The organism is Streptomyces sp. NPDC037389 (assembly GCF_040636475.1).
Taxonomy (GTDB): domain Bacteria; phylum Actinomycetota; class Actinomycetes; order Streptomycetales; family Streptomycetaceae; genus Streptomyces; species Streptomyces hesseae.
The window spans coordinates 218,984-237,217 of the sequence record NZ_JBEZUS010000011.1; the positions used below are offsets into that span (position 1 = coordinate 218,984).

Annotated in this window: 19 protein-coding genes and 2 tRNA genes; 17 read left to right on the forward strand and 4 right to left on the reverse strand. The window is 72.6% G+C overall.

The features are described from left to right. Nucleotides 1–62: 62 nt before the first annotated feature. From rplU to obgE, 3 genes are all read left to right on the forward strand, one after another. Complete coding sequence (gene rplU / locus AB0E98_RS24895) at nucleotides 63–383, forward strand: 50S ribosomal protein L21 (RefSeq protein ID WP_018538042.1); 321 nt, start codon at nucleotides 63–65, stop codon at nucleotides 381–383. Between the two features lie 14 nt (nucleotides 384–397). Beyond that, complete coding sequence (gene rpmA / locus AB0E98_RS24900; RefSeq protein WP_311613025.1) at nucleotides 398–652, forward strand: 50S ribosomal protein L27; 255 nt, start codon at nucleotides 398–400, stop codon at nucleotides 650–652. Nucleotides 653–782: 130 nt separating this feature from the next. Further along, complete coding sequence (gene obgE / locus AB0E98_RS24905) at nucleotides 783–2,222, forward strand: GTPase ObgE (protein ID WP_361706385.1); 1,440 nt, start codon at nucleotides 783–785, stop codon at nucleotides 2,220–2,222. A 116-nt stretch (nucleotides 2,223–2,338) separates the two neighbouring features. On the opposite strand, the gene AB0E98_RS24910 is transcribed toward obgE, so the two are convergent. Next, nucleotides 2,339–4,393: a hypothetical protein gene (locus tag AB0E98_RS24910; protein WP_361706388.1), complete on the reverse strand. Its 2,055-nt coding sequence runs from the start codon at nucleotides 4,391–4,393 to the stop codon at nucleotides 2,339–2,341. 228 nt (nucleotides 4,394–4,621) lie between these two features. Between AB0E98_RS24910 and proB the strand changes: the two genes are divergently transcribed. The 5 genes from proB (at nucleotide 4,622) to AB0E98_RS24935 (ending at nucleotide 9,877) form a co-directional block, all read left to right on the forward strand. Continuing rightward, on the forward strand, nucleotides 4,622–5,785 hold the full coding sequence (gene proB, locus AB0E98_RS24915) for a glutamate 5-kinase (protein ID WP_361706391.1): 1,164 nt from the start codon (nucleotides 4,622–4,624) through the stop codon (nucleotides 5,783–5,785). Nucleotides 5,786–6,011: 226 nt separating this feature from the next. After that, a complete protein-coding gene (locus AB0E98_RS24920) occupies nucleotides 6,012–6,476 on the forward strand; it encodes a hypothetical protein (RefSeq protein ID WP_361706393.1) in 465 nt (154 codons plus the stop codon). Nucleotides 6,477–6,589: 113 nt separating this feature from the next. Further along, nucleotides 6,590–7,888, forward strand: coding sequence for a glutamate-5-semialdehyde dehydrogenase (locus AB0E98_RS24925; protein ID WP_361706396.1), 1,299 nt, complete (start codon nucleotides 6,590–6,592; stop codon nucleotides 7,886–7,888). A gap of 91 nt (nucleotides 7,889–7,979) precedes the next feature. Then, complete coding sequence (locus AB0E98_RS24930; RefSeq protein ID WP_361706397.1) at nucleotides 7,980–8,600, forward strand: hypothetical protein; 621 nt, start codon at nucleotides 7,980–7,982, stop codon at nucleotides 8,598–8,600. Between the two features lie 194 nt (nucleotides 8,601–8,794). Beyond that, nucleotides 8,795–9,877 (forward strand): hypothetical protein, encoded by a 1,083-nt coding sequence (locus AB0E98_RS24935; protein ID WP_361706400.1) that lies wholly within the window; start codon nucleotides 8,795–8,797, stop codon nucleotides 9,875–9,877. 14 nt (nucleotides 9,878–9,891) lie between these two features. Here AB0E98_RS24935 and AB0E98_RS24940 read toward each other — a convergent pair whose 3' ends face one another. After that, nucleotides 9,892–10,998, reverse strand: a complete 1,107-nt coding sequence (locus tag AB0E98_RS24940) for a M48 family metallopeptidase (protein ID WP_361706402.1) — start codon at nucleotides 10,996–10,998, stop codon at nucleotides 9,892–9,894. A 91-nt stretch (nucleotides 10,999–11,089) separates the two neighbouring features. On the opposite strand from AB0E98_RS24940, the gene AB0E98_RS24945 reads away from it, so the two are divergent. The 9 genes from AB0E98_RS24945 to AB0E98_RS24985 all read left to right on the forward strand — a co-directional run bounded on the left by AB0E98_RS24945 (nucleotide 11,090) and on the right by AB0E98_RS24985 (nucleotide 15,890). Next, nucleotides 11,090–11,254, forward strand: a complete 165-nt coding sequence (locus tag AB0E98_RS24945; RefSeq protein WP_361706404.1) for a hypothetical protein — start codon at nucleotides 11,090–11,092, stop codon at nucleotides 11,252–11,254. Between the two features lie 159 nt (nucleotides 11,255–11,413). Further along, complete coding sequence (locus tag AB0E98_RS24950) at nucleotides 11,414–11,575, forward strand: hypothetical protein (RefSeq protein ID WP_311613035.1); 162 nt, start codon at nucleotides 11,414–11,416, stop codon at nucleotides 11,573–11,575. A 55-nt stretch (nucleotides 11,576–11,630) separates the two neighbouring features. Next, entirely contained in the window at nucleotides 11,631–12,242 is a 612-nt protein-coding gene (gene nadD / locus AB0E98_RS24955) for a nicotinate-nucleotide adenylyltransferase (RefSeq protein ID WP_361706406.1), read from the forward strand. Between the two features lie 46 nt (nucleotides 12,243–12,288). Further along, nucleotides 12,289–13,914 (forward strand): LCP family protein, encoded by a 1,626-nt coding sequence (locus AB0E98_RS24960; protein ID WP_361706408.1) that lies wholly within the window; start codon nucleotides 12,289–12,291, stop codon nucleotides 13,912–13,914. A 119-nt stretch (nucleotides 13,915–14,033) separates the two neighbouring features. Continuing rightward, a complete protein-coding gene (gene rsfS, locus AB0E98_RS24965) occupies nucleotides 14,034–14,474 on the forward strand; it encodes a ribosome silencing factor (protein ID WP_361706409.1) in 441 nt (146 codons plus the stop codon). Beyond that, nucleotides 14,471–15,124, forward strand: coding sequence for a histidine phosphatase family protein (locus AB0E98_RS24970; RefSeq protein ID WP_361706473.1), 654 nt, complete (start codon nucleotides 14,471–14,473; stop codon nucleotides 15,122–15,124). Before rsfS ends, AB0E98_RS24970 begins: the two co-directional genes overlap by 4 nt. 126 nt (nucleotides 15,125–15,250) lie before the next feature. Then, nucleotides 15,251–15,323: transfer RNA gene (locus AB0E98_RS24975), tRNA-Ala, on the forward strand. 124 nt (nucleotides 15,324–15,447) lie between these two features. Then, on the forward strand, nucleotides 15,448–15,681 hold the full coding sequence (locus AB0E98_RS24980; RefSeq protein ID WP_126914103.1) for a hypothetical protein: 234 nt from the start codon (nucleotides 15,448–15,450) through the stop codon (nucleotides 15,679–15,681). Nucleotides 15,682–15,817: 136 nt separating this feature from the next. Then, nucleotides 15,818–15,890: transfer RNA gene (locus tag AB0E98_RS24985), tRNA-Ala, on the forward strand. 89 nt (nucleotides 15,891–15,979) lie between these two features. Here the strand turns inward: AB0E98_RS24985 and AB0E98_RS24990 are convergent. Next, complete coding sequence (locus AB0E98_RS24990; protein WP_361706411.1) at nucleotides 15,980–17,488, reverse strand: NADH-ubiquinone oxidoreductase-F iron-sulfur binding region domain-containing protein; 1,509 nt, start codon at nucleotides 17,486–17,488, stop codon at nucleotides 15,980–15,982. After that, complete coding sequence (locus AB0E98_RS24995; protein ID WP_361706414.1) at nucleotides 17,485–18,213, reverse strand: hypothetical protein; 729 nt, start codon at nucleotides 18,211–18,213, stop codon at nucleotides 17,485–17,487. The genes AB0E98_RS24990 and AB0E98_RS24995 overlap by 4 nt, the downstream gene beginning before the upstream one ends. Nucleotides 18,214–18,234: the final 21 nt, after the last annotated feature.

Here is an 18,234-nt window from a genome sequence, read left to right on the forward strand (position 1 = left end):
GGGCCGCGCCCGTGCGAACGGCTGGCATCAGAGGTCCCGTTCCTAGCGAGAGAGAGTTCCGCGTGTACGCGATCGTGCGCACCGGCGGTCGTCAGCAGAAGGTTGCTGTCGGCGACGTCATCGAGGTTGACCGTATTTCCACCAGCAAGGTCGGCGACACCGTCGAGCTCTCCACGCTGCTGGTCGTCGACGGTGACGCTGTCACCAGCGACCCGTGGGTCCTGGCCGGCGTGAAGGTCCAGGCCGAGGTTGTCGACCACCACAAGGGCGACAAGATCCGGATCCAGAAGTACAAGAACAAGACCGGTTACAAGAAGCGCATCGGCCACCGCCAGCTGCACACCGCGCTGAAGATCACCGGCATCGACGCCCCGGCGAAGTAAGGGACTGAGAACACATGGCACACAAGAAGGGCGCATCGTCCACTCGGAACGGTCGCGACTCCAACGCTCAGCGGCTCGGCGTGAAGCGCTTCGGCGGTCAGGTCGTCAGCGCCGGTGAGATCCTGGTCCGCCAGCGCGGCACCCACTTCCACCCGGGCGCCGGTGTCGGTCGCGGTGGCGACGACACCCTGTTCGCGCTGAACGCCGGTGCGGTGCAGTTCGGCACCCACCGCGGCCGCAAGGTCGTCAACATCGTCCCGGCCGTCTGATCATCTGATCAGTACGCCGTAGAGCGATGAGCGAGGGCGGACCTCGCTTCCCTGCGGGGAAGCGGGTCCGCCCTTGTCGCGTTACAACAGAGACATTCCCGCACTTTCTGCGTATCTGGAGGCACCCGCTATGACCACCTTCGTGGACCGCGTCGAGCTGCATGTCGCCGCGGGTAACGGAGGCCACGGCTGCGCCTCCGTGCATCGCGAGAAGTTCAAGCCCCTCGGTGGCCCCGACGGCGGCAACGGCGGCCGTGGCGGTGATGTGACGCTGGTCGTCGACCAGTCCGTCACCACGCTTCTGGACTACCACCACAGCCCGCACCGCAAGGCCACCAACGGCAAGCCCGGCGAGGGCGGCAACCGCTCCGGCAAGGACGGTACGGACCTGGTCCTGCCGGTCCCGGACGGCACGGTCGTCCTCGACAAGCGCGGCAACGTCCTCGCGGACCTCGTCGGCCAGGGCACCACCTACATCGCCGCCCAGGGCGGCCGCGGCGGCCTCGGCAACGCCGCGCTGGCCTCGGCCCGCCGCAAGGCCCCGGGCTTCGCGCTGCTGGGCGTGCCGGGCGACGACCAGGACATCGTCCTGGAGCTGAAGACCGTCGCCGACGTGGCCCTGGTCGGCTACCCGAGCGCGGGCAAGTCCTCGCTGATCTCGGTGCTCTCGGCGGCCAAGCCGAAGATCGCGGACTACCCCTTCACCACCCTCGTGCCCAACCTGGGCGTGGTCACCGCCGGCGCGACCGTCTACACCATCGCCGACGTTCCCGGCCTGATCCCCGGCGCCAGCCAGGGCAGGGGCCTGGGCCTGGAGTTCCTGCGCCACGTCGAGCGCTGCTCGGTGCTGGTGCACGTCCTCGACACCGCGACGCTGGAGTCCGAGCGCGACCCGCTGAGCGACCTCGACGTGATCGAGGCCGAGCTCAAGGAGTACGGCGGCCTCGAGAACCGGCCGCGCCTCGTCGTCCTCAACAAGGTCGACATCCCGGACGGCCAGGACCTCGCCGAGATGGTCCGCCCCGAGCTGGAGTCCCGCGGCTACCACGTCTTCGAGGTCTCGGCCGTGTCCCGCCTGGGGCTGAAGGAGCTCTCCTTCGCGCTGGCCGACATCGTGGCGAAGTCGCGTGCCGCGAAGCCGAAGGAGGAGGCGACCCGTGTCGTCATCCGCCCGAAGGCCGTCGACGACGCGGGCTTCACGGTCACCCAGGAGGAGGACGGCCTCTTCCGCGTGCGCGGCGAGAAGCCGGAGCGCTGGGTGCGCCAGACCGACTTCAGCAACGACGAGGCCGTCGGCTACCTGGCCGACCGACTCAACCGCCTCGGTGTCGAGGAGATGCTGATGAAGTCCGGCGCCCGGGCGGGCGACGGCGTGGCCATCGGCCCCGAGGAGAACGCGGTCGTCTTCGACTGGGAGCCCACGATGGCCTCCGGTGCCGAGATGCTGGGCCGCCGCGGTGAGGACCACCGCTTCGAGGCCCCGCGCCCGGCCGCGCAGCGCCGCCGCGACCGGCAGGCGGAGCACGACGAGGCGGACGAGGAGTACAAGGGCTTCGACCCGTTCGCTTAATCCTTCTCCTCAAACGCCCAAGGGGCTGGATTTATCCAGCCCCTTGGGCGCACCTCCCAGCGGTAGCTGGGGGAGTGTGAGGACCGGGGGCCGGGGCGGAGCCCCGGGAAAGAACCTCAGCCACCCCTGGTGGCGTCGGCCTCCTCCGCCGCGGCGAGACGGGGGGCCGGGATCTCCGAGGCGCGGGCCTCCATCCGGGCCCGGCGCTCGTCCGACTTCGCGGCCAGCGCCAGCGCCGCCGCGTTGAAGCGGACGATCGAGGGCGGGTCGGCAGGGCCGAGCAGCCGGACCTTCAGCTCCGCGCGTGCCGCCGCCAGGCGGTCGGGGGCGGGGTCGCGGACGGCCGCGAGGAGCGCGGGGACGCCCTCGGCGCCGGGGGTGAGGATCGTGGCCGCCCCGACGGTGGGGAAGGCCGTCCGGAACTCCTCCTCCGCCAGCCCGCTCGTATTCGCGACCGCATACGGCTTCTCGCTGATCAGATAGTCGGAGACGACGCTGGAGACATCGCTGATCAGCAGATCGGAGCGGTTGAAGCAGCCGAAGAGCGAGGGACGGGTGTCGGTGACGACCTGGTGCTCCCACTCCGGCAGCGACGCCCAGTACGCCTCCTCCCAGGCGGCCGCGGCGGCCTCGACGGTTTCGGCGCGGCCCTTGTCCGGCGTGGCCTGGAGCAGCATGCGCTCCATCTCATCCGCGCTGTCGTGGAAGGCGCAGGTGGTGAGCCGGTCCAGCTCGGCCGTACGACGGGCGAGTCCGGCGGCCGCCTCCGCGCGCACGGGGGCGCCGGAACGTTCGGCGGCGGCCTGGCGGATCAGCGCCTGGATGCGCTGGTCGGCACGGCCGGCGCGCGGGTCGACGGAGCCGGTCATGGGGTGCGGCTTGTAGAGCAGGCGCACACCGGGGTCGGCGAGCAGGGCGCGCACGATGTTCTCCCCGGCGAGAATGACCGACGTGTTGCCGGGATTGCCGTCCCAGCCCTCCCACGTGGGGGCGTAGAGCACGGTCAGGTACGGCCCGGCGGGCGTGCCGCAGCCGGCCGGTTCGATGGGCGCCAGTTGCGGGCGGCCCACCTCGACGACGTCCTTGTCCTCCACGCCGATGTCGGCGAGCTGGTAGCGCTCCCGGGCGGCGGGGCCCGCGACCCAGACCTCGTCGTAGGCCTTCGCGTAGGGGTTGCAGCTGGAGAGCTTGTCGCTCTCGCCGTGGTTGACGAAGGCGTGCTTGATGGACGGCATGCGCAGCACCTGCGAGGTCTTACCGGAGTTGGCCGGGTGCAGCATCATCTTCAGCGAGGACTTCTCCAGGGCCATCAGATGCACGACCTTGGGGATGCAGAGCACGGGCACGTCGGTGGTCTCGATCTTCTGCATCATGAACCGCTCGCGCAGCACGATCAGCGGATTGCCGTCCAGCGTGCCCAGGGTGGAGAGCCACATGTTCGCCTGGTACGCCGAGGTCGTCCCGCCGGAGAAGTACATGCCGACGCTGGGGCGGTAGTCGGCCAGCCAGCGGTCCAGCCATTCCAGCGCGCGCGCCTCGTCGACCGGCCGGTTCCCCGGGCGCAGCCAGCCCGCCAGGTACGCCGCGCCGCCGAGGGCGAGGGCGAGCGAGGTGCTGACGCCGGCCGCGGCCCAGAACTTCTCGCCGGTGGCGGCGGCCGTCAGCATCCCGGCCGTGGCCGGGACGGCGAAGCGCAGCAGCCGGCGGCTGTGCTGACGGGCCAGCAGCCGTGGCGGCGCGGAGGTCAGCCGCAGCCCGGTGGTGTCGATGTTCCGGGTGAGGAAGGGCAGGGTGCGGCTGCGGCGGACGAGGATCGCGGTGACCTGGCAGGCCAGGTGGGCGCCGTAGAAGAGGACCAGCCCGGCGACCACGGGGGCGTAGTCGCGGGGCGCGTCGTCGCCGCCCAGGCGCGTCAGGCCGAGCAGGATCAGTATGTCGCGTTGCAGCTGCCGGACCATGACATCGAAGCGGATCTTGCCGAGCACGGCGACCAGCCCCGGGTCGCGGTGCTGGAGGACGAGATCGAGTCCCAGGGCGGCCGCCGAGGAGGAGATCAGCAGCGGGACGTCCGGCAGGAGGGCGCCGACGAGCTGGGCGACGAAGAGGGCCAGCATCGAGAGCAGCGCCGCGAGCTGTGCCGCCCGGCGGGAGGCTGTTCCGGCAGAAGGCACGGGAAGGCTCCTGGCAGAAGTACGTGGGGGAGGGACCGTTGTTGCTCTCCGGTGAGCAGCGCGGGGTGAACGGTCGGTGACAGACCGTATGACGGTGGCAGGCCGGTGGGCAATCTTCCATCCGGCCGATCAGCCCAAAACACCTGCGAACGGACGCAATCGTCAGACGGTAGATTTGCGGGTCCGGAACAGGCCGCCGACCGGCGGAGCATCGAGGATCACAGGGGTGTGCGTACGTTGACTGGGGCAGAGCAGCCGGAGGAGGCCCGGCGGGAGGTCGTCGCGGCCCGCAGGATCGTGGTCAAGGTGGGGTCCTCCTCACTCACCACCGCGGGTGGGGGGCTGGACGCGGACCGGGTTGACGCGCTCGTCGATGCTCTGGCCAAGACTCTGGCCGCGCGGGGCGCGGGGGAGAAGGAGATAGTCCTCGTCTCCTCCGGTGCCATCGCCGCCGGCCTGGCCCCGCTGGGCCTTCCCAAGCGCCCCCGCGACCTGGCCCGGCAGCAGGCCGCGGCCAGTGTCGGCCAGGGGCTGCTGGTCGCCCGCTACACGGCCTCCTTCGCCCGCTACGGGCGCCGGGTCGGCCAGGTACTGCTGACCACGGACGACACCAGCCGCCGGGCGCACTACCGCAACGCCCGCCGGACGCTGGACCAGCTGCTGGCCATGGGCGCGGTGCCCGTCGTCAACGAGAACGACACCGTCGCCACGGACGAGATCCGCTTCGGCGACAACGACCGGCTGGCGGCGCTCGTCGCCCATCTGGTCCGGGCCGATCTGCTCGTCCTGCTCTCGGACGTCGACGGTCTGTACGACGGCGACCCCAGCATCCCGGGCACCTCCCGGATCGCCGAGGTCACGGGGGAGAAGGACCTGGAGGGGATCTCCATCGGCAGCGCGGGCAAGGCCGGCGTGGGCACCGGTGGCATGGTCACCAAGGTCGAGGCCGCCCGGATCGCCGCCGCGGCCGGCATCCCCGTCGTCCTCACCTCCGCCAGCCAGGCCGCCGACGCGCTGCGCGGGCGCCCCACGGGCACGTACTTCCACCGCACCGGCCGCCGCTCCGCCGACCGGCTGCTGTGGCTCGCGCACGCCTCCACGCCGCAGGGCGCCCTGACCCTGGACGAGGGGGCCGTGCGGGCCGTCGTCGAGGGCACGGGCTCGCTGCTGCCGGCGGGCATCGCGGCGGTCGAGGGCGAGTTCAGCGCGGGCGACCCGGTCGAGCTGCGGGACCCGGCCGGCCGGGCCGTGGCGCGCGGGCTGGTGACCTACGACGCCGGGGAGATCCCCCAGCTGCTGGGCCGCTCCACCCGCGACCTGGCGCGCGAGCTGGGCCCGGGCTACGAGCGCGAGGTCGTGCACCGCGACGACCTGGTCGTGCTGCGCGCCTGAGCGCTTCGATTCCGGTCGCGAATGCCGTGTCACTGACGGGCGTTAACCGTGGAAGAGAGGGTCCCGGTAAGTCCAGCCTTTCCATTGACCCTTTCCGTAAAACCGTCACGCGGCCGCCCGCCGACTGGTCAACTTTGATACACGGGGCCGTCGTCGACGGGCGGCCCCACGGCACCACACGGCTCCGCCGCACGCGCGCGGAGCGGCGAGCAACAGGAGGCCGCCGGTGAGACGAGGGCGCCCGGGGGCGCTGCCCCGAGGGACGGCTGGGCGGACACTGACCAGCGTCGGGACGGCCGGGACGGACGAGTGGACGGGGGAGAGGGCCGAGGGCGCCGGCGGTGGCGCGGCCTCGCGGCTGTGGCACATCACCCTCAGCGTCTCGGGTGCCGAGGCGCCGCTGGGGGAGGTCCGGCGGGCGCTGGAGCAGCTCGCCCACGACCACCCGTTCCTGCTGACCAGCCGCTACGCCAACGACCACGCCGAGATCCGCTACTGGGAGGAGGCGCGCGACCTCCACGACGCGGCGGCCGTGGCGCTGCGGCTGTGGGGCGAGCACCGTTCCACGGCCCGGCTGCCGCCGTGGGAGATCGTCGGCCTGGAGGTCATCGACCGTGAGACGTATCACCAGCGGGTCGCCGAGGGCTACGGGCCGCTGCCGGCCACCCCGGTCGGGGTGCACCCCTTCTGACCGCCGCCGGCGCGGCTGATCGCCGCTGGTCCTCCAGGGGTCCGCGTGGTCGCGGCCGTCCCGGAGTGTGGAATTCCGGGTGGTCGCGGCCCGCCCGCGGTTAGGCTGCGGCCATGAGCAGCGTTTTCCCCTCCCCCCTCGCCGACCCCATGCCGCAGTCCCCGGTGCTGCGAGCCGCCTACCGTGCCCGTGCCGCGGCCGCCGAGCTCGCGCCACTGCCGCGCTCGGTGAAGGACGAGGCGCTGCTGGCGATCGCCGACGCGCTGGAGGTCCGTACCCGCGAGATCGTCGAGGCCAACGCCGAGGACGTCGAGAAGGCCCGGGCCGCCGGTACGAGCGAGAGCGTGGTCGACCGGCTCACCCTCACCCCCGAGCGGGTGCGGGCCATCGCCAAGGACGTCCGGGACGTGGTGGCGCTGCCCGACCCGGTGGGTGAGGTGGTGCGCGGCTCCACGCTGCCCAACGGCATCGACCTGCGCCAGGTGCGGGTGCCGCTCGGCGTCGTCGGCATCATCTACGAGGCCCGCCCGAATGTGACGGTCGACGCCGCCGCCCTGTGCCTGAAGTCCGGCAACGCCGTGCTGCTGCGCGGCTCGTCCTCCGCGTACGCCTCCAACACCGCCCTCGTGCGGGTGATCCGCGACGCCGTGGGCGGCGCCGGGCTGCCGGCCGACGCGGTGCAGCTGGTGCCGGGCGAGAGCCGGGAATCCGTACGGGAGTTGATGCGTGCCCGGGGCATGGTCGACGTGCTCATCCCGCGCGGCGGCGCCTCCCTGATCCGGACGGTCGTGGCGGAGTCGACCGTCCCGGTGATCGAGACGGGCACGGGCAACTGCCATGTGTACATCGACGCCGAGGCCGACCTGGACATGGCTGTGGACATCCTCGTCAACTCCAAGGCCAGCCGCGTCAGCGTCTGCAACGCCGCCGAGACCCTGCTGGTGCACCGGGACATCGCCGAGCGCTTCCTGCCGCGCGCCCTGGAGGCGCTGGCGGCTGCGGGCGTGACCGTCCACGGCGACGAGCGGGTGCTGGAGCTGGCGGAGGGCTCCCCGGCCACGGTCGTGCCCGCGACGGCCGAGGACTGGGAGACCGAGTACCTCTCGTACGACATCGCCGCCGCCGTGGTGGACGACCTGGACGCGGCCGTGCGCCACATCCGGCTGTGGACCTCCGGGCACACCGAGGCGATCGTCACCACCTCCCAGGCCGCGGCCCGCCGCTTCACCCAGCTGGTGGACTCCACCACGGTCGCGGTCAACGCCTCGACCCGGTTCACCGACGGAGGCCAGTTCGGTTTCGGCGCCGAGATCGGGATCTCCACGCAGAAGCTCCACGCGCGCGGCCCGATGGGGCTGCCCGAGCTGACGTCGACGAAGTACATCGTCACCGGCGACGGCCACGTGCGCTAGCCGCTCCCGGCGGCCGGTGCGGGCGGCCCGTCGCGGGCCGAATTCCCGTACCAGCCGCGCGGATTGACCGGTTCGGGTCTACGCTGGACGGGTGCCGGACGACGTGGGGGGCAAGCCGTTCCCGGACGGCGAGGAGCCCGACAGCCACCGCCGTGGGGGTGCGGACGACCCGTTCGCCTCCACGGTCTTCGACGAGGATTTCGTGCGGTCCGCGACGATCCACGAACCCTCCGCGGTCGAGCGGATGCTCGCCGCCGACCGGGCCCGCGCCGAGGCCGACGCCGCGCGCTCCCGGGCCGGGGGCGGCCCCGCCGACGACGATCCCTACGACCCCTACGACGACGCGCGCGGCGGCCCGACCGGGCACCACGGCCGGCCGGACGGGCCGCGGGGCCTCGCCCGGAACCTCGATCCGGACGACGCCTATGGCCCCTACGGGCGCTACGGCATCGCGCGCGGGCCCTACCGGGGGCACGCCCGCTGGCACCGCCCGGTGGCCTGGGTGCTCGCCGTCGTCATGGGCATAGGCGTGATCGCCCTCGCCTTCACCGCCGTCTACCGGGGTGCCTCCTCGGGCGGCCGGCAGAGCCCCGCCCCGCCACCCGCGACCACGGGTGTGGACGTCCCGGTGGGGGAGCAGCGGGCGCCGCTGCCGTCGGTCTCGGCGGACTCCGAGCCGCCCGTGGCCTCCGCCGTGCCGCCCTCCCGCTGACGCCCTGATTCCCGGGCCGAGATGGTCACCGAAAGTGATTTTCCGTCGTCTGGAAGTCGCTTTCTGTCATTCCGTGACTGATCGCAGGATCCCTGGCCAAGGCTCGGGTCCCTCGCCCGGCCCCTTGAAATTTCGTCGGAACTTGTCGTGTACCAGGGCGTTTACCGAAGCCGCCTCGGACCTACTCTTGAGATATGAACGGGCCTGGAGACCCCCCTGAGGGCACGCCCGAGGGCCCCCAGGGAGGCGGCGACGAGGAGTACCGATCCGTCGTGTTCGACGAATCGTTCGTCCGGGCTGCCCGCCTCCAGGAGTTCTCCGCCCGCGAGCGGATGGACGACCACGCCCCCGCCGTCCGCACCCGCCACGCCTGGGCCCGCGTCAGCGCCTCCCGGCAGGTCCTGCTGCTGGTGGTACTGATCGCCCTTGCCTTCGGCACCGCCGTCTACATGGGGCTGCGCCACCCGTACAAGGAGCCGAAGCCGCCCGCCGCCGAGGCGCTGCGGATCGCCCTCGTCCCCCTCGCCCCGCGCGATCCCGTGCCCGGCGCCTCCGCCGCGAAGGACCTCTTCGACAACGGTCCGGCCGCACGGCTGCGCGACGGAGCCGAGGGCGTCACCCTTCCGGCCGCACGGCGCACCCAGAATTTCTCCGAGAGCCTGGTGATGGCCGCGCTCGCCACGGCCAAGGAGTACACGGTCAAGTCCGCGCTCGACCCGGGCGTGCTCGTCGGCGGCAACCAGCGGACCGTACGGCTGCTGCTCGCCCCCTCCCAGCTGGAGCAGTTCGACCACAGCTTCAGCCGCCCCGCCGACGACGGGCGGCACGCGGCCACCGGCTGGCTGGTCCGCTTCGACCCGGGCCAGGTGACCCTCGCCGACCGGACCGTCCGCAGCCAGGGCACGTTCACGGTCGTGGAGGCGTCCCCGGCCGCGCTGGAGGTCTCCTCCGACCACACCTTCGTCTACGCCCTCCGCCCGGCCGCCAAGGCGGGCGCGGTGGACGTCTCGCTGTTCGTCGTCCGGCGCACGATGCGCTTCCGCTTCGACCGCGACGACCTCCAGGAACACCACGTCCAGGTGCTGCAGAGCCAGACGCAGGCCGGACCGGAGTCCTGCTCGGCCGACGACGCGTCCTTCCTGCGCCCACTGTTCGCGGGGGAGAAGGCCGCGACGGAGGGCCCGGCGGGCACCGACCCCTACGCCACGGGCACCACGACGGCCGATCTCTGCGGCACCCTGGCGCCCTCGGCCCAGCCGACGCCGCCGAGGCACTAGACGCCGCCGAGGCACTAGCGGTCCGGGGTGTCGTCCCGCTCCTGCCCGCCCTTGGGACCCCCGCTCCTGGGACCGGACCCGCTGGAGCCGGGCCCGCGCCCGAACAGCTTGCCGCCCAGGTCGCTCGCCCCGCCCGCGATGTCCCGCACCAGCCCCATCAGCGGGTCCTTGCTAGCCCGCACCGACTCGGCGTAGTGGTTCGCCGATTCCCGGAAGGAGTCGCTCACCGAGGCGTCCTTGTCGTCCTCGCGCCGCGCGTAGTGGCCGTCCATGATCCGCTGGTAGTCGCGGCTCTCGGACCACTTCTTCAGCTCCGCCGCGCGCACGGTGGTGAAGGGGTGGCTGCGCGGCAGCACATTCATGATCTTCAGGACGGAGTCGCGCAGGTCGCCGCCGCGCTCGTACTCCTCGGCCTGGGCGAGGAACGCGTCCACGTTCATCTCGTGGAGGTGGTTGCCGCCCGCGACCTTCATCAGGCCGCGCATCGAGGCCCGGGGGTCCTGGCCCGCCAGCAGCCCCGCCCGGTCCGCCGACAGCTCCGACTTCCGGAACCACTCGCGCAGCGCCGTCACGATCGCTGTCACCGCCACCCCGCCCAGCGGGATCCAGGCGACCTTGAGCGCGAGCTCGGTCAGGAACAGCAGGATCGTGCGGTACACCGCGTGCCCGGACAGGGCGTGGCCGACCTCGTGGCCCACGGCCGCCCGCATTTCCTCCTCGTCCAGCAGCTCCACCAGGCCCGTGGTCACCACGATGATCGGCTCGTCCAGGCCGACGCACATGGCGTTGGGCCGGGGGTCCTGCGTGACGTACATCTGCGGGACCTTCGGCAGGTCCAGGACGGCGCAGGCGTCCAGCAGCATCGCGTGCAGACGGGGGAACTGGAGCTCGCCCACCCGCACCGAGTCCGACAGGAACAGCAGCCGCAGACTGCGCTCCGGCAGCAGCCCGCTCAGCGCCTTGAACACCGTGTCGAAACCGCTCAGCTTGCGCAGCGCCACCAGGGCGGAACGATCGGCCGGATGTTCGTAGGCCCGCGAGGAGATACCGGGGAAGTGCTTGCGCTCACGGCCGGGCAGCCGCTCCGGGCCCCCGTGCACGTACTCCTGGTCGTCGCTCATCGAGACCCCCTGACGTCGGCCGGCCGCGGTCCGCACCGGGCTTTCCGGACCCCAGCCTAGGCCGTGCCGCCGACATGGCTACCGTGGAGGCATGCCCGACATCACCACTCTCGCCGCCCACCCCGGATTCACCGAGGTCCTCGCCGTCTCCAAGGGCGACCAGGGCCCCGGCGCCCTCCTGCGCACCGTCCTGCTCGTCGGGATCGTGGGCATCGTCCTCGTCGCCTGGTTCCTGCTGCGGGGCTATCGCAAGTAGCCATCGGCGCACCCGCCGGCCGACCCCGCAGACGCCCCGGCGGCCGTCCCGTCGACCCTCACACGTGGAGTCGGCGTGAGCTCCGCATAAGGGCCCGCATACGATGTGGCAGAAGTCTCCAACCGTTAACCCGATCCCTCCCGGATAGGTTCTGCCGACGTGAACATCGCCACCGCCCACAGCGCCCTGGTCTCCCTCGCCGCCGAGGAGCACCACGTGGACAACCACGAGAGCATCAGCCCCTTCATGACCGGCGGCGCCGCCCTCGTCATCCTGCTGCTCCTGCTGTGGATCACCACCCGTTTCAACCGCGACCGCTGATCCCAGCGGTCCCTGGCGAACAGGCGTGGAAACGCGCCCAGTAGGGTCTGCACGCATGGGAGAGCAGACAGGGCCCGGGAAGCGGCGGCTCGGAGTGATGGGCGGGACGTTCGATCCCATCCACCACGGTCACCTGGTCGCCGCGAGCGAAGTGGCCTCGCAGTTCCACCTCGACGAGGTGGTCTTCGTGCCGACCGGGCAGCCGTGGCAGAAGAGTCACCGCGCGGTGTCCGCCGCCGAGGACCGGTATCTGATGACGGTGATCGCCACCGCGTCCAACCCGCAGTTCTCGGTCAGCCGGATCGACATCGACCGCGGTGGCCCCACCTACACCACGGACACCCTCCGTGAGCTGCGCGAGCTCAACGAGAACGCGGATCTGTTCTTCATCACCGGCGCCGACGCCCTGGCACAGATCCTGACCTGGCGGGACACCGACGAGCTCTTCTCGCTGGCCCACTTCATCGGCGTCACCCGGCCGGGCCACATACTGGCCAATCCGGGGCTGCCCGAGGACCGGGTCTCCTTCGTGGAGGTCCCCGCCCTCGCCATCTCCTCCTCCGACTGCCGCGCCCGCGTGGCGCAGGGTGATCCCGTCTGGTACCTCGTGCCCGACGGTGTGGTGCGCTACATCGACAAGCGCAAGCTGTACCGTCACGACGGCTGAACCGCACGACGGCCGGCTCCGGCCCGCCGGCCACTTAGGGGCACTGGTGAACGACCGACAGGACCCGTACGCGCACGACCCGTACGCGCAGGCGCAGGTTTATGGCTACGACGTCTACGGACAGCCGGTGTACCGGCCGGACGCCCCTGAGCGCGTGTACGACGCCTACGGTCAGCCGATCCAGCAGCAGGTGTACGGCTATGACCCGCACACCGCAGAGCCCCAGCAGCCGCAAGCGGCGTACGACTCCTACGCGACGCAGACCCAGCAGGCACAGCAGGAGTGGATCCCCCGGCAGACGGGCCCCGTCGGCGACGGGGCCCCGGAGGCGGCGGTGGCGGACGGCCGCATCCCGGAGCCCCGGCCCGCGGCCGACTCCGTACCCGCGGCCGACTCCGTACCCGGTTCCGCGCCGGAGGCGGAGGCGGACGCGTACCGGACCGGCCAGTTCTCCTTCATCGAGGAGCCGGACGAGGGCTCCGAGGACGTCATCGACTGGCTCAAGTTCAGCGAGAGCCGCACCGAGCGCCGCGACGAGCGCAAGCGCAAGGGCCGCAACCGCGTCGTCGCCCTCGCCGTGGTGCTCGTGCTCGCGCTGGGCGGCGGCATCGGCTGGTTCCTCCTCTCCGGAGGAGAGGAGAAGAAGGGCACGGCCGCCGCGACGGGCGCGCAGAAGCGGGACGTGATCGTCGTGCATCTGCGGCAGACCCAGGGCGGCGACAGCTCCACCGCCCTGCTGGTCGACAACGAGACCACCAAGAAGGCCACCACCCTCCTGCTGCCGAACTCGCTGGGGCTCACCACCAAGGAGGGCGGCACCGCCACGACGCTCGGCAAGGCCGTCCAGGACGCCGGCACCGGGGCGACCAGGGACGCCCTGAACACCCTGCTCGGCGCGGACATCAAGGGCAGCTGGCGGCTGGACACCCCCTACCTGGAGAACCTGGTCGAGCTCGTCGGCGGCATCACGGTCGACACGGACGCGGCCGTGCCCGGCGCCAAGCAGGGCGACGGCCCGCTGGTCGAGCAGGGCAAGGGGAAGACCCTCAGTGGCCGGGCGGCGGTCGGCTACGCCACCTACCGGGCCACCGGCGAGGACCAGGGCCGGCAGCTGGCCCGGTTCGGCCAGGTCATGCGGGCGGTGCTCCGGAAGCTGTCCACCGACCCCCAGGCGGCCACCACGACCGTGGACTCCCTGGCACAGATCCCCGACCCCTCGCTCTCCGTCCAGCAGCTGGGCGCCTCCCTGGCGCACCTCGCCGAGAAGGCCAAGGAGGGCTCGTACGCCACCTCCGTCCTGCCCGTGAAGACGGACGGGGCGCTCGGCGGGCAGGCGGCCGACAGCATGGTCAAGGACGTCCTCGGCGGCACGGTGCGCGCCACCGCCAAGGGCGCGCCGCCCCGGGTGAGCGTGAAGAACGCCACAGGGTCCGCCGCCGCGTCCGGAACGGCGCAGGTCACGCTGGTCAACGGCGGCTACACCTACGTCGACGGCGGCGGCTCGGGCACGGCGGAGGCGGCCTCCTCGGTGACCTACGCGGACGACGCCCGGGCGGCCGACGCCAAGCAGGTGGCCAGGACGCTGGGCCTGCCGGAGAAGGCCGTGCGCAAGGGCACGGGGGCGGGCAACGCGGACGTCGCGGTGGTCCTGGGCAAGGACTACAAGAGCTGAGGGCCGGAGGCCGGGGGCCGGAGGCCGGGGGCCGGAGGCCGGGGAAAAACGCCGGGAGTGGCGTCGGTGGGTCGTGAGACCCTTGAGACGTACTGACCCTCTTTACGAAAGCATGGCTTGTGACCGCCACGGACCGCTCCATCGAGCTCATCCAGGCCGCCGCCCAGGCTGCCGCCGACAAGCTCGCGCACGACGTCATCGCCTACGACGTCAGCGACGTACTGTCGATCACCGACGCCTTCCTGCTGGCCTCGGCCCCCAACGACCGCCAGGTCAAGTCGATCGTCGACGAGATCGAGGAGCGGCTGCTCAAGGAGCTCGGCGCCAAGCCGGTGCGCCGCGAGGGCGACCGCGACGCCCGCTGGGTGCTCCTGGACTACGTCGACATCGTCGTGCACGTCCAGCACAGCGAGGAGCGTGTCTTCTACGCCCTTGAGCGGCTGTGGAAGGACTGCCCGGAGATCGAGCTGCCCGCCGACGCCGTCGCCACCCGCGGCAAGGCCGAGGAGCACAGCCGGGAGCAGGCCGCCGGTGGCGACCTGGACGGAGACCTGAGCTGAACGGCCGCCCGGGCGGCCGTGGCCGCCGGCTGGTGCTGTGGCGGCACGGCCAGACCGCGTGGAACGTGGAGCGCCGTTTCCAGGGCACCACGGACATCGAGCTGACCGGCACCGGTGTCGCCCAGGCGCGCCGGTCCGCCCGGCTGCTGGCCGCGTTGCGGCCCGACGCGATCGTCTCCTCCGACCTGGACCGCGCCAGGACCACGGCGGCCGAGCTGTCGGCCGTCACGGGCCTCACGGTCATCCACCACTCCGAGCTGCGGGAGACCTACGCGGGCGCCTGGCAGGGGCTGACCCACGAGGAGATCGCCGAGCGCTACGGCGAGCAGTACGCCGCGTGGAAGCGCGGCGAGCCCGTGCGGCGCGGCGGCGGCGAGCTGGAGACCGAGGTCGCCGACCGGGCGGCGCCGGTGGTGCTGTCGCACGCCGACAAGCTCCCCGACGGCGGCACGCTCGTCGTGGTCAGCCACGGCGGCACGATCCGCACCACCATCGGCCGGCTGCTGGGCCTGGAGTCCCGCTCGTGGGAGTCGCTGGGCGGCCTCTCCAACTGCTGCTGGTCCGTGCTGGGCGAGGGCGCGCGCGGCTGGCGGCTGCTGGAGCACAACGCCGGGACGCTGCCCGAGCCGGTGCTCGGCGACGACGACTGAGCGGCGGCCTGGGTGCCCGCCGTGGGGCCGCAGTGGCCCGATTTCACATCCGGGCAGGTCACAGGCTAAAGTTCTTCTTGTTCGCGGGGAACGCGGAGGAAAACCTCCGGGGAAGCCGAGAACAGCGGGGCTATAGCTCAGTTGGTAGAGCGCCTGCATGGCATGCAGGAGGTCAGGAGTTCAATTCTCCTTAGCTCCACACTCCACGACGATCCCGTCTTCCCTCCCGGGGAGGCGGGATTGTTGCTGTTCCGGCGCGGTCCCGTGGCAGAATCGGACACCCGGGAGCGAGCGGGGCCGAGGGGGAGGGGGGGAGCGCGGTCATGGGTGCTCACAGCCGGAAGTGCGACTGGTGCGGCAGCGGGACGCCGATCGTCCGCGACATGGAGCCGCTCAACTCCGCATATCAGTACTGGTGTGTGGAGTGCGCACGGGCGCTGATCATAAAAGGCGACCCCATCGAGACCTACCGGGAGCTCGAGGGCGAGCCGATCTACGGACGACTGCTCGACGAGCACTGCGCCCTCAAGCGGTTCTACTCCTTCGTCACCGCGTGATCGCGCGAAAATCGGTCATACCGGGGCGTTGCGGGACGCTCGATGAACCGATTTGGCAGATGGGGGGGAGGTCCGTGTAATGTAATCCGTGTCGCCAGGGAGACCGCGAGGAAAACCCCGGCGGAAAACAAAACAAGGGGCTATAGCTCAGTTGGTAGAGCGCCTGCATGGCATGCAGGAGGTCAGGAGTTCAATTCTCCTTAGCTCCACAGTGGTTGAGAGGGTCGTCCGGAAGGACGGCCCTCTCGGCGTTTATGCACTCATACGTCCATGCGCTCATATGCTCACGTGTTCCTTGTCAGGTGCCGTCGAGCCGCAGCGCCAGCGCGGGGCAGCGGCGTACGGCCCGCTGTGCGCGCCCCCGCAGATGTCCGGGCACCCCGGCGTCCGCGAGCGCCGGAAAGCCGTCCGCGCCCATCCGTACGAGCTCGGGCAGCAGCCCCGCGCACAAACCGTGGCCCTCGCACAGCGTCCAGTCCACCGCGAGCCGCTGCCCGGGCCCGTCGCCCGGCCCCGCGCCCCCGGCGGCGGGGAGCGGCAGCAGCCCGGCCGTCGGGCGCCCGCAGCCGCCGCCCAGGACGTGCGCGGCCAGATCGTCCGTGAAGGCCGCCAGCGCGCTCAGCGCGAAGCGCGCCGCCCCGTCCGGGTGGCCGCACGCACCCCGCCCCCGTACGGCCCCCGCCGCCTCCCGTACGGCCTCCAGGGCCCCGCGCCCGCCCCCGGCCACCACGTCCGCCAGTGCCCCGGCCAGCGCCGGCAGGCCCAGTCGGCACGGGCCGCACTGCCCCGCCGACTCGGCCGCCAGCCAGTGCGCCACCCGCACCGCCTCGCCCAGCGGGCAGGTGTCGCCGGACAGCGGCAGCACCGCCCCCGCGCCCAGGGCCGCGCCGCGGGCGGCGAGGGCGTCCCTGGAGAGCACCGTCCCGGCAGCGGCGGCCGCGTCCAGCCAGCCACCGTGATAGCCGCCCACCAGCACGCCTTGGGGTGTGGCCCCGGCACCGCACTGGGCGAGGACGTACGACAGCGCCACCCCGCCGGGAGCCTCGACCACGCGAGGGAATGGCACCGCGCCGGAGATGGTGAGCAGAACGGTGCCCGGCTCGTCGGGGGTGCCCGTCGAGGCGTAGCGGGGGGCGCCGAGCCGGGCGGCGAGGGCGAGTTGGGCGTACGTCTCGGCGTTGGACAGCAGCGTCGGCAGGCCGCCCGGCCCGGCCGTCGTGGCGTGGCCGCGCCGCCCGGGCGGGAGCGCGGGGCCGCCGCCCACGGCGCGCAGCAGTGCGGAGGACTCCCCGGAGACCATGCGCTCGGGGAGGCGTACGACCCGGGCGCGTACGGCCCGCCCGCGCCGGTCGGACAGACCGCGCTCGCCGAGCGCCTCCCGTACGGACGCCTCCGTGCCCGTACGGGTCACCCCGACCACGAGCGTCCGCGCGCCGAGCGCCTCGGCGGCCAGCAGCGCGCCGTCCAGCACGAGATGCGGGGCGCGCCGGAGCAGCACCGCGTCCTTGCGGCACGCGGGTTCGCCCTCGCACCCGTTGACCACCACCACGGGTCGTACCCCACGCCGCCGCGCGGCCCCGCCCACCGCCCGTAACTTCCGCCCGAACGGAAACCCGGCCCCACCCCGCCCGCGCAACGCGACGGCCTCCGCCAGCCGTGTCAGCTCGTCCTGGCCGAGGGCGGGCAACGACCCGTGCACGGCCAGATGAGCCCGCCGGTCCAGCCGCGCGACATCATCGAGCCCGGCGGTGAGCCGGGGCAGCCCGAGGGCGAGCAGGTCGGGGAGCTCGGGGAGGGGGCCGCTCATGTCAGTTCAGCCCTTCCGGACGACGCGTTCAGCTTCTCCGGCGCTTGAGGAGCGGGGGGCCGGGGACGGAGCCCCTGGGAAACCGGGGGTACCTCCCAGCGGTAGCCGGGGGAGAAAGGGTGGGACTGGGGCCTCCTCCCCGCCGCGTGAGCCCCCACCGGCCGTCGCCGCACGACGAACGGCAACGCTCCCCGGCCCCGGCCGAGGTGTCGCCGAAGCGCGAGCGCCCCTGCCACCCCCACCAAACACCCCACATAACACCCCGTCACCCACCCCGCCGCCTCCCGCCCCGCGTTCAGCCCGTGCAGCAGCCCCGCGCACCACGCCCCGTACGCGCTCGCGTGCAGCATCCGCCAGCGGTGCGCGGCGCGCCCCCGCCCGGCGAAGGCGCTGCGCAGGGCGCCGGTCGCCGCCGCGAGCACCAGCAGGTAGCCCGCGAGCGAGCCGAGCCCGATCAGCCCGGCCCGGCCGGCGGTGCCGGAGACGAAGGGGATCAGGGCGGCGGTCGCGGAGGCGTGCGCCTCCGCGACCTTGACGCCCACGTGCACGAGGAGGAAGCCGAGCGCGCCGACGGCGAGGGCCCGGTGCACGGCCTGGGCGAGCAGCCTGCCGCGCGGGCCGAGGGCCAGGCGGTCGGCGGCGACGAGCCCCCAGACGACGGTCGCGGTGAGCGAGACCAGGGCGAGTACGCCACCGGCCTGGTCGAGGAAGCGGTGGAGTTCCATGCCCCGGCAGGCTAGGCAGCG

What these genes read in the sequence shown, in the direction of transcription:
- rpmA (WP_311613025.1), top strand. Translation starts at nt 398, where the DNA reads ATGGCACACAAGAAGGGCGCATCGTCCACTCGGAACGGTCGCGACTCC.
- obgE (WP_361706385.1), top strand. Translation starts at nt 783, where the DNA reads ATGACCACCTTCGTGGACCGCGTCGAGCTGCATGTCGCCGCGGGTAAC.
- AB0E98_RS24925 (WP_361706396.1), top strand. Translation starts at nt 6,590, where the DNA reads ATGAGCAGCGTTTTCCCCTCCCCCCTCGCCGACCCCATGCCGCAGTCC.
- AB0E98_RS24935 (WP_361706400.1), top strand. Translation starts at nt 8,795, where the DNA reads ATGAACGGGCCTGGAGACCCCCCTGAGGGCACGCCCGAGGGCCCCCAG.
- AB0E98_RS24940 (WP_361706402.1), bottom strand. Translation starts at nt 10,998, where the DNA reads ATGAGCGACGACCAGGAGTACGTGCACGGGGGCCCGGAGCGGCTGCCC.
- AB0E98_RS24945 (WP_361706404.1), top strand. Translation starts at nt 11,090, where the DNA reads ATGCCCGACATCACCACTCTCGCCGCCCACCCCGGATTCACCGAGGTC.
- nadD (WP_361706406.1), top strand. Translation starts at nt 11,631, where the DNA reads ATGGGAGAGCAGACAGGGCCCGGGAAGCGGCGGCTCGGAGTGATGGGC.
- AB0E98_RS24980 (WP_126914103.1), top strand. Translation starts at nt 15,448, where the DNA reads ATGGGTGCTCACAGCCGGAAGTGCGACTGGTGCGGCAGCGGGACGCCG.
- AB0E98_RS24990 (WP_361706411.1), bottom strand. Translation starts at nt 17,488, where the DNA reads ATGAGCGGCCCCCTCCCCGAGCTCCCCGACCTGCTCGCCCTCGGGCTG.
- AB0E98_RS24995 (WP_361706414.1), bottom strand. Translation starts at nt 18,213, where the DNA reads ATGGAACTCCACCGCTTCCTCGACCAGGCCGGTGGCGTACTCGCCCTG.